This window comes from Mycobacterium sp. IDUB_39 (assembly GCF_055419205.1).
Genome location: NZ_JBVAXF010000001.1, coordinates 407,835 through 422,052, shown reverse-complemented (window position 1 = coordinate 422,052; position 14,218 = coordinate 407,835). Strand labels below are relative to the sequence as shown.

The window sequence follows — 14,218 nt, the reverse complement described above, 5'->3', positions numbered from 1 at the left end:
CGGTGGAGAAACTTCGCATGACGTCACTTAATCTGGCCGACACTAACATCGACAAGCTCGCCGAGCTGTTTCCCAGCGTCGTCACCGAGACACTCGACGCCGACGGCACCCCCAAGAAGGCAATTAACTTCGATTTGTTGCGCCAGGAGTTGTCTGACCACGTCGTCGAAGGGCCGCAGGAGCGCTACCAGCTCGACTGGCCCGGCAAGAGAGAGGCAGCCTTCGCTGCCAACGCACCGATCGCTAAGACCCTCAGACCAATTCGTGAGGAATCAGTCGACTTCGACACCACCCAAAACCTGTTCATTGAAGGCGACAACCTTGAAGCCCTGAAGTTGCTCCAAGAGTCGTACCTCGGCAAGGTCAAGCTCATCTACATCGATCCGCCGTACAACACCGGCGGGGACTTCATCTATGACGATGACTTCGCGGAAACAACTGCTGCGTACTTGGCTAAATCCGGCCAGATCGACAACGCTGGAAATCGTCTAATAGCTAACACAGAGGCTAATGGGCGCTTCCACTCAGACTGGCTCAGCATGATGTATCCGCGACTGAAGCTCGCCCGGAACCTGCTTACACGCGACGGGGTGATCTTTATTTCGATCGATGATAACGAGGTCGACAACCTGCGGAAGCTGTGCGATGAGATATTCGGTGAGGCGAACTTCACCGCACAATTCGTTTGGAGAGCGCGTAAGTTTACAGATGCGCGAGCAACTACGAACGTTTCAACCGATCACGAGTATATTTTAGCGTACTCAAGGAGTTCGGAACTTACACTCCGGGGAGTTGAACGCGACGAGTCCAAATTCACCAACCCGGACACTGATCCGCGCGGTCCATGGATGAGCCGCAGCATCCTCGGTCTTGCTACGCGAGAACAGCGACCAAATCTTCACTATGACTTAATTGACCCCAGTACCAGCATCGTCTATCCGCCAAACCCCAGCACTGGCTGGCGATACTCCCGCGAGAAGATGGTAGGGCTGGTGTCTGAAGGCCGAATAATCTTCCCCTCACGTGAAGGCGGGCGGCCGCGCGAGAAGAAATTCCGATCCGATATGCAGGCCGACTTCATTGCGTTCCGGTCTATTATCGACGGAATACACACTTCCGATGGCACCCAGGAAAGTCGGGATTTGTTGGGCAACGGGGTCTTCACATTCCCTAAACCGAGTGGGCTAATCAAGCAACTGATCCAACAGGGTTCGGACCGCGATTCCATTATTTTGGATTTCTTCGCGGGGTCGGCAACTACCGGTCACGCGGTGGCGAAGCTAAACGCCGAGGATGGAGGGTCCCGGCGATTCATTCTCGTGCAGCTGGACGAGAAGCCGAATGAGAAATCCGAGGCGGCGGCGGCTGGTCATGCATCAATCGCCGCTATCGCGCGGGAACGCCTTCGACGCGGCGGGAAGAGGACTGTTGAAGAGGCAGGGTATGAAGGCGGTCTTCTCGACGTCGGCTTCCGAAGTCTCCGGGTAGACACAACCAACATGGCGGACGTCCTGCGAACCCCGGACGATACTGGCCAGCAAGCACTCACTGAACTTGAGAACAGCGTGAAACCTGGAAGATCGGGCGAAGATCTGCTGTTCCAGGTGCTGCTGGACTGGGGCCTCGAATTGACCATGCCTCTTTCGGTCGAGAGGCTCGAAGGTCAGGAGGTCTTGGTCGTCGAAGATAATGCGCTTGTCGCCTGCTTCGATTCGGAGGTGAGCGCTGAGTTGGTGCGGGCCATCGCAAAGCGTCAGCCGCTGCGGGCGGTGTTCCGCGACTCCGGCTTTGAATCTGATGCCGCTCGGATCAACGCGGAGCAGATCTTCCGCGAGATTTCCCCGTCCACGGACGTAAAGGCGATCTGACGCAGATGAAGCTCAAGTTCAAGGTCCAGCAGTATCAAACTGATGCAGTTGATGCTGTGGTGGAGGTCTTTGCCGGGCAGCCGAAGCATGACGGTATTTCCTACCGGATCGATCCGGGTAAGGAGAAGCCACCTACGGCCCCCGCGCTGTTCGAGACGAGCGCGACACCGGATGCGGGTCTGCGGAACGCTGAGATCGCGCTGACGTCGATGCAAAGGCTCGACAATGTTCATCAGGTCCAGCGTTCCCGAAACCTGCCGCTATCCAACAAGTTGGAGGACAGCAAGGCGGCCCCGGGCGCCCCGAACCTCGACATCGAGATGGAAACCGGCACGGGCAAGACCTACGTCTACATCAAGACGATCATGGAGCTGAACAAGCGTTACGGCTGGTCGAAGTTCATCATCGTGGTCCCGTCAATTGCGATCCGCGAGGGCGTCAAGAAGTCGTTCGACGTAACGGCCGAACACTTCCAGCAGATGTACGGCACCAAGCCGCGGACGTTCATCTACAACTCATCGCAACTCCATGAGGTGGAGCGGTTTAGCTCCGATGCGGGGGTGCAGGTGATGGTCATCAACATCCAGGCGTTCAATGCCACCGGCAAGGACAACCGTCGGATCTACGACGTCCTCGACGACTTCCAGTCGCGCCGGCCGATTGATGTCATCAGGGCGAATCGGCCCATCGTGATCATCGATGAACCCCAAAAGATCGGCGCGCCCAAGTCGTTGGAGGCGCTGTCGCGGTTCAACGCGCTCATGGTGTTGCGTTACTCGGCTACCCACAAGGTTGAGCACACCAAGGTTCACCGCCTGGATGCGCTCGACGCCTATAACCAGAAGCTGGTTAAGAAAATCGCGGTACGCGGCATCACGGTGAAAGGACTTGCCGGCTCGACGGCGTATCTGTACCTCGATGCGATCGAGATCGCCAAGGGCGCCAAACCCCATGCCCGCATTGAGATTGAGGTGCAGACGAAGGGTGGTCCGATCAGGCGGCAGGTCAAACGCGTTGACCAAGGAACCAATCTCCATACGCTCTCAAACGGAATTGAAGCGTATAAACCTGACGGGCGCCCGCTTATCGTCACTGACATCGACGCCAACCGGGACGTCATCGAGCTAAGCAATGGTGACATCGTCACCGCTGGTCAGCTCGCAGACCGGGACGTCACCGAGGAAACGAAGCGTCGCATCCAGATCCGCGAGGTGGTCCGCGCACACCTCGACAAGGAACGGGAGTTGTTCGCACAGGACATCAAAGTCCTGTCGCTGTTCTTCATCGACGAGGTCGCGAAGTATCGAGACTACGAACGCGAAGACACCCTCGGCGATTATGCGCGGGTCTTTGAAGAGGAATACGTCGCGATCGTCGAGGAGATCCTCGGTGAACTCATACTCGATGCCGCTACCGCGGCGTACCAGGATTACCTGCGTCGCGATGACGTACGTGCGGTACACCAGGGTTACTTCTCCATCGACAAGAAGACCACACGAGCGATCGACGGAGAAGTGCACAAGTCGGGGGACGAGAAGGGCCAGTCGAAGGACGTCGCAGCGTACGACTTGATCCTCAAGCGCAAGGAGCGCCTGCTTTCGTTCGCCGAACCCGTCCGGTTCATCTTCTCGCACTCCGCCCTTCGCGAAGGCTGGGATAATCCCAACGTATTCGTGATGGGCATGCTTAAGAAGAGCGACAACACCGTGTCCCGGCGCCAGGAGATCGGCCGCGGCCTACGTCTGGCAGTCGACCAGCACGGCGAACGCATGGACAACCCCGTTACGGTGCACGACATCAACGAACTAACCGTCGTCACCGACGAGTCCTACACCGATTTTGTGGACGGGCTCCAGAAAGAAATCTCCGAGTCCCTCGCCGCCCGGCCACGCAAGGCGAGCGTCAAATTCTTCACTGGCAAGACATTCAATACGGAAGACGGCGAGTCTGTCGTGGAGGAAGGGCTCGCGCAGGCGCTCTACAAGTATCTCGTCAAGAATGACTACGTCAACGAGGATGACACCCTCTCCGAGGTGTACAAGAAAGCCAGGGAGACAGGAAGTCTCGCCGAGCCTACATCTGAGGCTCTGAAACCGTTGCTCGAGTTCGTCTTGCCGTTGGTCGACTCGCTGTACAGCAATCTCCCGGATCCGACCGATGCCCGCAAGCCCAAAAGGATCCCGCTTAATGAAGCCAACTTCGCCAAGAAAGAGTTCCAGACCCTATGGAGCCGGATCAACCACAAGGCTGTCTATCAGGTCAAGTTCGACTCATCTGAGCTAATCCGTAAGAGCATTCACGCGCTCGATAAGCACCTCAACGTCGCGGCGATGCAGTATGTAGTCCAAGCTGGCACCCAGCGCGATTCGCTGGAAGCCGAAGACCTCACCTCCGGAACCGGATTTGACGTGACGAGCATGGCCACCCACACCGAGACGGTCTCGTCCGGCTCGCAGGTCAAGTACGACTTGCTTGGTGAAATCACCGAGAAGACCAAGCTCACCCGAAGTACCGCAGCGGCGATCCTCAGCGGAGTCACGCCGGAGACATTCGCTAGGTTCCGGCTCAATCCGGAGCAATTCATCACGGAGGCCGCTCGACTCATTAACGAGCAGAAGGCAACGGCGATCATCGAGCACCTGACCTACGACACACTTGAGGACCGGTTCGACACAGCCATCTTCACGGAGAACCAGACCAAGCAAGATCTCACCCAAGCCGGCAAGAAACTGACGAAGCACATCTACGACTACGTCGTCACTGACTCGAAGGTGGAGCGAGCCTTCGTAACCGAGATCGACACAAGTGAAGAGGTTGCCGTTTACGCCAAACTCCCACGAGGGTTCTTTATCCCTACCCCCGTCGGTGACTACAACCCTGACTGGGCGATCGCCTTCACCGAGGGGACCGTAAAGCACATCTACTTCGTCGCCGAAACCAAGGGTTCACTCTCGTCTCTTCAACTCAAGGGAGCCGAGGATGCCAAGATCGAATGCGCCAAGAAGTTCTTCGCTGCGGTGAACGAAAGGAACGGTGAGGACGTCAAATACGACGTTGTTACCGACTACACCAAGCTGATGCAGCTCGTAACAGTTTGAGTGAAGGAGTGACCACATGACGGATGAGATGCTGGGCGCTCGGCCGATTGGCTAGCTTTCCCAGAAGGCGATTGTCAAGGGAGGCATATGCCACAACGATTGATGACACCATCGAAGGTAACTGCGTGGCTTGAATGTCCCCACTACCTAACGTTGCGCGGCCAAGTCGATGCCGGAATCATCGATGACCCCAAGCCGGTGTTTAGCTCGTTCGCCCGACTCCTCGCCGACAAGGGACTAGCTCATGAGCGGGACTGCCTTGAGGGTTACCGGCGGGACAGCCTCTCCATCCTCGAGATCGAGGATCGGCCCAAGGGCGAGCTGTTCTCCGATTGGGTTTGTCGCATAGGCAATCCGCTCGATGGCGACTTCGACGTGCTCTACCAGATGCCCTTCGTTCACGACGGTATTCGAGGGATCGCGGACTTCGTCATCCGCGTCCGCGACTCAGAGTCCGGCGCCGTAACGTATGAGCCCGTTGATGCGAAGCTGACCCGCACCGAGGCCAAGCCGGGCCACGTGTTGCAGCTTTGCTTCTACGCCGAAGCCATCGAAGCACTGACTGGAACTCCCGTCGAGCGAATGCACATCTGGTTGGGATCCGGTGAAGTAGAGACCCTGCGAGTAAACGAGTTTCGACCGTACTGGCGTCGGCTCCGAACCCAGTTACCCGCTGCCATCGATGTCGGACCTGATGCGGCGTCCATCCCGCAGCCGTGCGCGCATTGCCCGTTCTGTGAGTTCAACGGCGTCTGCGAGGAGCGCTGGCGCAGTGAAGACTCGCTGATCTATGTCGCCGGCATCCGCCAACTCGAGATCGCGACAGTGGTGGGTGCCGACTTGCCGACCCTGACTCAGCTGGCAGGCGCGTCAGGACCTATTGACGGAATGCACGCAACAAGGCTTGCTCGGCTGGTCACTCAGGCGGCGCTTCAGCTCCAGGCACGTGCCAATCATGTTATTCCGCCGCCGTTCTCGATTGTCGACGCTAGTGAGGAGCCAGTCTGGGGTCGAGGCCTCGAGCAGCTGCCAGCACCCGACGATGGGGACGTCTTCCTGGATTTCGAAGGCCATCCTTTTTGGCGCGCCGACGCTGGTCTGTTCTTTCTATTCGGACTGATCGAGCGCGGCGACAACGGTGTGTGGGTGTATCACGCGTGGTGGGCGCACAACCTCGAGCAGGAGTCGGATGCCGTCCGAGAGTTGGTGAGATACCTCTCTCGGCGCCGTGACAAGTGGCCGAGCATGCACGTGTACCACTACAACCACACCGAGCGTTCAGCATTGCAGCGCATGGCGGCATCACATGGGGTCGTCGAGTCTGAACTTGACGAGTTGGTCAGCACGGGTGGGTTCGTTGACCTTTATCTCGTAATCCTCAATGGCTTTCAGATCGGCACCGAATCCTACGGGCTGAAATCAGTGGAGCGACTAACTGAGTTCCAGCGCAGCCACGACATCGACAAAGGCGCAGGTGCGGTGGTCCAGTACGAGCGCTACATGACTGAATGCGACGAACATGAACTCGGGGCAATCGCCGCGTACAACGAAGACGACGTCCGAGCCACGCTTGCCCTGCGGGACTGGTTGTTATCGCAGCGCCCCGCCGACATGCCCTTCCGCGATGCCGTCACCGAGCCCGAGCCGGGCATCCCGGAACTAAACGAACGCGTTGTGCGGCTTCATGAGTTTGGCGAGGAAACAGCCAAGTTCTTCCTTGGCGACCTGCTGGGCTATTGGTGGAGAGAGTGGCAGGCCTACATCGTCCCGCGGACGCTCAAACTGCAGGCCGACCCTGCTGACCTACTGGCGGACCCCGAGGTGTTGGCGGAGTTGGCCGTCGTTGACCAGATCGAGCGGACGGGAAAACGCGGCCAGCCCATTAGCCCGCTGATGCGGTTCAGGTTCCCAAGCCAGACTTTGGAGCGGTTTCCTCGCGACGGTGGCCGGGTAATCCTCGTTGATCAGGATGGGAATCGGCTCTATTCCACCATCGAGCGACTTGATCGGATAGGCAACGAGGTCGAGTTGGTCTGGGGTGAAAAGTTGCGTGAGCTGCCCGACACTCCAGGGTCGGTCGTGCTTGACGAATGGGTGGACGGGACGCCGAAGGCTCTTGCCCTGCAGGCCTTTGCGGACGACGTTCTCGACGGACGTCCACCCAACCCCCTAACATTCTCCTTGCTTGACTGTCAGTTGCCGCGGTTCCTGGGCGCCGGACCCGCGGGTGGCGTCTTCAGCGACGACCTCGACGAGATGACGCAGTGGGTGACCCAGCTCGACCACAGTTTCGTCGCTATCCAGGGGCCACCCGGTGCCGGAAAGACACACAACGCGGCACACCTGATCTACACCTTGATCACCGCTGGGCGGCGAGTCGGGATCACGGCGACCAGTCATGTGGCCATCACACATCTCTTGGAGAAGGTGATCGCGGTGTTCGCCGAATTCGGACACAGCGATGACCTCCGTGCTGTTCAGAAACCGGCAGAGGGCGTCGCGGTGCCTGCCGGGGTTACTCGCGCAGGCGACAATCTGACATGCGCACGAGGGGAATTCAACCTCGTCGCCGGAACGACATGGCTGTTTTCGTCCAATGCGATGGCAGACGCGCCGGTCGACGTTCTCGTCATCGACGAGGCCGGTCAGTTGTCACTCGCCGACGCACTGGCCGCGTCGCGTGCAGCCCACAATCTGATTCTGCTGGGCGACCCGTTGCAGCTGCCTCAGGTCGCGCAGGCTGCGCACCCACGGGACAGCGGACGCAGCGTCCTCGAGCACATCGTGGGAGAGGGCGTCACCCTTGCAGATGACCGTGGAGTGTTCCTGTCGACGACGTGGCGGATGCACCCCGACGTGTGCGGCTTCATCTCCGAACAGATCTACGAGGGGCGGCTGACCTACCACCCAGACTGCGCCCGCCAAACAACTGCCGCAGGAACGGGTTTGCGCTGGTTGCGGGCCAAGCACGTCGGGAACACGACCTTCTCCGTCGAGGAAGCTGACTTGGTCGCTGAACAACTGCTTAAGCTTGTCGGTACCACTTGGGTCGACTTCGAGGGAGTCGAGAAGGAATTGACTGCCATCGATTTCATGGTGGTCGCGCCCTATAACGATCAGGTCCGCACCATCCGGGAGCGCCTCGCCGTGGACCCCCGAATAGCGCGGGTACCTGTTGGGACCGTGGACAACTTTCAGGGCAAGGAGGCAGCGGTCGTCTTCTTCAGCATGACGACTTCGAGCGGCGAAGATGTTGTCCGCGGAATGGAATTCCTTTTCTCGCGCAACCGCCTGAACGTGGCCGTCAGTCGTGCTCGCTGCCTCGCTTACTTGGTGTGCACGGAGCAGCTGCTTAATACGCGTGCGCGCACGGTCGCAGGCATGAGACTGCTTGCGACCCTCAACGCCTTCGTCGAGCACGCCGAGACTCAGACTGCACGCTTCGAGGTAGCGGGGGCGGGGAAATGACTGGGACGGGAATGAAAGGCGTCGATGGCATCCTGCAGAGCTTGACGCTGATCGGCAACCCATGCACAAACGCCGACGTTCGGTACAGCCTCGACGCCTTTGGAGACTGATTCAACGAATTCGCTCGGTCGCTGAGGCTTGGACGTTGAGTTCCTGAGTCCCGCAACCGCTGTCCGAAACGTGCGTACCGTTGTACGGCTATCCCGAAGGGCATACGCGCGCGAGTCTTCTTCGACATCGGGGTCTGAGACTCGACGAGTGAGGGACGGCTACGTGCCGGATATCGTCGGCATGCTGGATCGCGATGGTGCACGGCACCAGGCCGAGGACGCTCAGGAGTACGGCATATCGCACTTGGCCGTCGGAGGTATGTGCTCTGATGTTGCTGAACATCGCCAGGAGGTAGTGCAATATGGGATTGTCCGAGTACGAGCGGGAACAGCTGGACAAGGTGAACGCTCATAAGGAGCGCGCCCTCAGCCGGTCACCGCGGCGGTTGGTTCCAGCGGCTGTCCAGGCAAGAGGTGCGAGCATCTTCGGCAGGCTGCAGACGGTGCCGGGGGTAGACAAAGCAAGAGATGCCGGTGCAGCGGTTTTTGGGGCGGCTGCCGAGGGCGCCGGAAAGGCCATGACCCGGACGGGTCAGCTCACGACATCTGATACCCGGGTGGTTCGTGCGTACGTCAAGAAGGGCCACTCCGTAGAGCATCTTGATGACATTAGAACGCTCGATCTCCGGTCGATTGACAACGTCGCCTCCTTCAGTCGTCTGCACTACGCGTACTCGCTGTCGGCGGCAGCAGAAGGCGCGGCAGCCGGGCTTGCAGTCGCTGGCGGCCAGGCGGTCGTTGTTGCAGGAGGAGTTGTGGGTGCGGGCGCTGGCGCAGCTCCTGGCTTGGGCACGATCGCCGCTGCGATGGGTGTTGACGCCGCGGCACTGCTTACACTTTGCAGTCGCGTGGTGGCCCACGATGCCCTGTATTACGGCTACGACCCCCGCGATCCCGCGGAAGAAGTCTTCATGATGCAGATCATTGGGCTAGGACTCGCCACTACTGCGCCTGCGAAGGCCGCCGCGTACCAACAGCTAGCCGTTCTAACACGCAGTCTTGCGACGAACGCAGCTTGGCGGCAGTTGAATCAGCAGACGTTCGTCAAGGTCGCTCAGAAATTCGCGACTCAGTTCGGCCAGAAGTTGACGAAAAAGAAGCTCGGACAATTTGTCCCGGTTGCGGGCATTGGCCTGGGTGCAGCGTTGAACTGGAAGGTTGTCAGTGACATCGCTGATGCCGCCTACTGGGCTTACCGCGAGCGGTTCCTCTTGGGCAAGGACGGGAACGCGGCGATGACCGTAATCGATGTAGAGATTGCGGAAGATACTGAAGGCGCCGAGGGCTTTGGCGATACCGATGCGACGATCGATGTTCTAGGCATTCTGAAATCTGAGGGGATCGACCTCGGCGCAAGTAACGGTGAAACTCGGACCGATACGAGAGGGGCCGACGCGTGAGCGATTTGGCTGTCGTGCTGTGCGAACGCGGCTGAATTTGATGACGACCTGTTCGAGCGGATCGTTGCCGTGGCCCAGCCTGGTGACGAGGTCCGGACACTAAGAGTCAAGCGCCCCAATTACATCACCGCGATCGGCCGCACCGGAATATGGGGAAACCGAACGACCTATGGCGAGCGGCTCGGGTCCGAAGCTCATTCCGGCGTGGAGGATTGCGGTGGCGTGGGAGCGTGTGCGTAGGAACATGAGGTTGAGCCAGGTTGAATTACTCGACGAACTGAACGTCAAGCGATGTGGTCGGGGTGTAACCCAACATCGGCTGGTTCGTCAGTCGGTGGCGTTAGCCTTCCCTTCGAGGTCGACTCAACCAGGGGAGGAATGGCGTTGATGATTTCCGGAGAGCACTCATGACCATCACCGTCACCGAGACACCGCGCCTCAACAGCAGCGAACGCAGCACGTGGCGGGCCCTGGTCGACCAGCTCGAACCCAACGACCTGGTGGTGCCGGGTCAGCGAGTCACCGATCACCTCAAGGATCATGAGGTCGACTTCGTCGCGGGTATCGAGGGCGCGGGCATCATGTGTCTGGAGGTCAAGGGCGGCGAGGTCTGGCACGACGGCAACGGATGGTGGCAGAAGCGAGGCGGCAGGGACCATCCGATCGAGCCGGCTCGTCAGGCCCGCGAAGCCTGCTACGCGTTGCGCGACTTCATCGAGAAGGACCCGCGTTGGACGCAGGGTCGGCTGCGCTGGGACCACGTCATCGTCCTGCCCCATACCGAGCTGCCTGCCGACTTCGACCTGCCCGACTGCCCCCGCTGGAAGGTCATCGACCGCACCGACCTGCCCCACCTAGTCGACAGGCTCCGCGAGATCCTGGTCAGGCAGGAACTCGACCGGCCGCTGCTCAGCCAACAGGGTATCGAGCAGCTCGCAACGGCCATGAGCGGCAGGGGATTACCGCAGCGCGACGTCGTCGCCCGCGCGCTGGCCAATGACGATGCCGCCGATGCGCTCACCGAGCACCAGGCCGTCGTCCTCGACGCCATCAGGCTGCTCAACCGTGTAGAGATCCGTGGCGGCGCCGGCAGTGGCAAGACCTTCCTCGCGATGGAGCAGGCCCGCCGGCTCGCCCAACGCGGTCAGCGTGTCGCGTTGGTCTGCTACTCGCACGGGCTGGCGTCCTACCTGGAGCGCATCGCCGACACTTGGCCGCGCAGACACCAGCCCGCGTACGTCGGTGAGTTCCACGATCTCGGCAAGCGGTGGGGTGCCCCCGCTGGACCGGACGAGTCGCTGCGCACCGATCAGACGGTCCAGTTTTGGGAGCACGATCTCCCGCTGCAGATGGCCGATCTCGCCGCTCAACTCGAACCCGGTCACCGGTTCGACTCCATCGTCGTCGATGAGGCTCAGGATTTCGCCGATGCCTGGTGGGATCCGTTGTTGGCCGCGTTGAAGGACCCGGTCGAGGGCGGCATCTATGTCTTTAGCGATGAGGGCCAGCGCGTCTTCAACCGGCACGGCTCGCCGCCGGTGCCTCTGGTCCCGCTGATCCTCGACCACAACCTTCGCAACACCCGCCAGATCGCCAACGCCTTCCAACCCCTCGTCGACCATCCAATGCGATTCCTCGGCGGCGAAGGCCCCGCGGTGACATTCGTGCCCTGCTCCAGCGGTGAGGCCTTGGGGGAGGGCGACGATCAGATCGACCTTATCCTCGAGCAGGGTTGGCGGCCAGAGGATGTCGCGTTGTTGACCACCGGTAGCCGTCATCCCGAGCAGACTGAGCGTCAGCGTGATGGGCACAAGGCCTACTGGGACACCTTCTGGGATACTGACCAGGTTTTCTACGGCCACGTCCTGGGGTTCAAGGGCCTCGAGCGGCGTGCGGTGGTGGTCGTGGTCAACGAGGAACGCGCGTTTGAACGCTCCCGCGAACGCCTCTACGTCGGACTGTCCCGAGCCAGGGATCAACTGATCGTCTGCGGTGACCCCGATTTCATCCGGGAGGTGGGCGGCCCGGATCTCGCACGACGATTCGGCGTCATGTGATTGTCAGTCGACCGCGCTAGTCTGACATCAGCTTCACGAGACGCCGTCGCCAAGCTCCGACTTGACGGTGCGCCAACCCCACGCTCGGGGGTGGCTCGGATGACGAAGCGGTCGACGCCAACCGTCGTCGGCAAGAGCGCCTCCGCGGCGGAGGCCGGCGAATGGACCGGACCAATGAGAGATGTTGCGTCTACTTCCCTGAATTGGGGCCCCGGCGGACCGCGTTCGAATAGTGAGCTGGTCGATGCCTGGGTGCCGGGGCGCGGCCTCTTGGAATCCTGGGGGCCGTACTACGAGGCCTTCTTTCAGCCCCAACGCGTCACCCCCTGGATCAAGTTCAAACGCATGACCACTGGCGTGACCATTGCTCGCAGGTTGTGGGACGAACGTGAAGCCATGCGTCTCGACTACGAAGCCTCTCACGGCGACGACCCCGAGAAGTGGCCGGCTCGTCACCCAGGTGTGGTGCTTGAATCGGCCCGGTGGGTGGCTCACCCGGCATGCCTAGGTTGCCAGTGGCTCGCCACGCCGGGCTCATCCATGAAGTTGGCGATCTCGCGCGACCTGGCGACCGCGATCGCACGACAGCATGAGAACGGTGGCTGTGACTCGAAGTCGACTGGATGATTCAAACTGGTGGGTCACTCCAGCAACTATCTAGATCAATGAATTGTCATACCCTCCTAAGATAATTGTCCGATGGAGCAACCTCTGAGTCATCGGCTGCACATCGCCCAATCGACTGACTGGAAAGACGCGGTGATCGCACTCATCGAGCCGCGATCGCGACATGAGCCGTGGCGCTACGGGACGGCTGAGGCCGAAGCGGGCGACACCGTGGCATTCGTTCTGAACACGGACCCACCCTCGGTGCTAGCCGACTTCGCGCACGTCGAGACCGGCGGTCACCCGCGGACCGCAGCCTTTGAACGAGAGCTTCGCCAGCCGAACCTAGTGGAGTTGTCGACCTTGGCGAAGTTGCTCGACCTCCAGTGGCTAGCCGCAAAAGGATGGCGTTTCGATGGAGACGACGCCATCAAGCTGGAATTCGCGCTCGCCGAATGCCGATATGGCTGCGACCCGGATAGCCGCTTCGGCCACAACTCGATGGCCGCCGCGCGCACATTGCTTCGCTCTGACGGGCAATGCGACGGCTGCGAGCAGGACATCGATCTCACGGTCCCGAATGCTCGCGACGAGGTGTTCGTGCACACCGTCGATTCGTACGTGAGGCCTGAGCCCGAATCCGCATGGACGGATGCTGCCGACTGGCCGGCGGTGTTGTGCCTCCACTGTCACGATCGTATGGCTGGCGAGGGCTACACGAGCGTCGTGGCCTTCAAGTTCGCGATGCATCCGATGTGCCCGGAGTGTGGCGAGCGCCGCACCTGTGAGACCTTCTACGGGATGCCTTCAGATCACGCGAACATCCCACCGTGGTCGCATGCCGGAGGATGCTGTATCTCACCCGAAAGATGGTGCTGCGGAGCTTGTTACCACAAATGGTGACTTTCTGACCGCGGCACGGCTAACGGCGCAAACCTGCCGCCCTACACAAGCCCCGCAATGAACCGCGCAGCCTCATCCGGGTAGGGAGGAAGCTCGTAATTGCTGTGCGCCGACCGATCTCGGCCCGCCGAGCAGATCGGATCCCCTTGACTGCACAGGTCGATTGCGCGGCCCGCGAATTGGCCGGTCGTCGACAACGGGCTGCCGAACCGTGCCCCGGGGTTTCCGAACACCGCGACGACAGCGACATTGCCGGCGAGTTCTATGGGCAGCGGCGGGGCCGACCCGATCGAGCCGATGCGATCCCCGACGGGCGCCACCCCCGCCAGCATCGACACCGCGGACGCACCCTGGGAGAAGCCGCCCAGCACAATTCGGGTGGCCGGGCACTGCTCCGTCAACCAGGCGATGTGGCCCGCCGCGTCGTCGGCTCCGTTTCGGGTGGACAGGAAGTTGTAGCTCGCGGGGTAGTTCACCGCGTAGGTGCCCAGGGTGCGGCCGCCGAGTTGCGGTCGAAGCGTGTTGGCCAGCGCGTCGCCCACCCGTCCCAGGCCGGGCGGCTCCGCCGTGCCGCGGGCGAAGACGAGTTCGACATCGGCACACGGATCGGCGGACGCCGGCGTCGCCGGCACACCGATCACGGCAGCAGCGCTGATGGCCATGGCGGCGACGAAGCGAAGGATCACGCCTGCATCCTCACACGGAACT

At 60.7% G+C, this 14,218-nt stretch carries 8 protein-coding genes and 1 riboswitch; of the genes, 7 read left to right on the top strand and 1 reads right to left on the bottom strand.

Translation table 11 applies throughout. The features are described from left to right. Positions 1 to 2: 2 nt before the first annotated feature. The 7 genes from ACZY0X_RS02030 (at position 3) to ACZY0X_RS02000 (ending at position 13,510) form a co-directional block, all read left to right on the top strand. Positions 3 to 1,868, top strand: coding sequence for a site-specific DNA-methyltransferase (locus ACZY0X_RS02030; protein ID WP_463767925.1), 1,866 nt, complete (start codon positions 3 to 5; stop codon positions 1,866 to 1,868). A gap of 5 nt (positions 1,869 to 1,873) precedes the next feature. Then, complete coding sequence (locus ACZY0X_RS02025) at positions 1,874 to 4,966, top strand: type III restriction-modification system endonuclease (protein ID WP_463767924.1); 3,093 nt, start codon at positions 1,874 to 1,876, stop codon at positions 4,964 to 4,966. 87 nt (positions 4,967 to 5,053) lie between these two features. Next, positions 5,054 to 8,434, top strand: a complete 3,381-nt coding sequence (locus tag ACZY0X_RS02020) for a TM0106 family RecB-like putative nuclease (protein WP_463767923.1) — start codon at positions 5,054 to 5,056, stop codon at positions 8,432 to 8,434. A 412-nt stretch (positions 8,435 to 8,846) separates the two neighbouring features. Continuing rightward, positions 8,847 to 9,944, top strand: a complete 1,098-nt coding sequence (locus ACZY0X_RS02015; RefSeq protein WP_463767922.1) for an EcsC family protein — start codon at positions 8,847 to 8,849, stop codon at positions 9,942 to 9,944. Between the two features lie 407 nt (positions 9,945 to 10,351). Beyond that, the gene (locus ACZY0X_RS02010) at positions 10,352 to 12,001 is read left to right on the top strand and encodes an ATP-binding domain-containing protein (RefSeq protein ID WP_463767921.1); all 1,650 of its coding nucleotides are present in this window, start codon (positions 10,352 to 10,354) and stop codon (positions 11,999 to 12,001) included. Positions 12,002 to 12,032: 31 nt separating this feature from the next. Further along, a riboswitch (SAM riboswitch) is annotated at positions 12,033 to 12,144 on the top strand. Then, on the top strand, positions 12,101 to 12,628 hold the full coding sequence (locus ACZY0X_RS02005; protein ID WP_463767920.1) for a hypothetical protein: 528 nt from the start codon (positions 12,101 to 12,103) through the stop codon (positions 12,626 to 12,628). Its footprint overlaps the riboswitch before it by 44 nt. 72 nt (positions 12,629 to 12,700) lie before the next feature. Continuing rightward, entirely contained in the window at positions 12,701 to 13,510 is an 810-nt protein-coding gene (locus ACZY0X_RS02000; RefSeq protein WP_463767919.1) for a hypothetical protein, read from the top strand. Positions 13,511 to 13,551: 41 nt separating this feature from the next. On the opposite strand, the gene ACZY0X_RS01995 is transcribed toward ACZY0X_RS02000, so the two are convergent. Beyond that, complete coding sequence (locus tag ACZY0X_RS01995; RefSeq protein WP_463768731.1) at positions 13,552 to 14,172, bottom strand: cutinase family protein; 621 nt, start codon at positions 14,170 to 14,172, stop codon at positions 13,552 to 13,554. Positions 14,173 to 14,218: the final 46 nt, after the last annotated feature.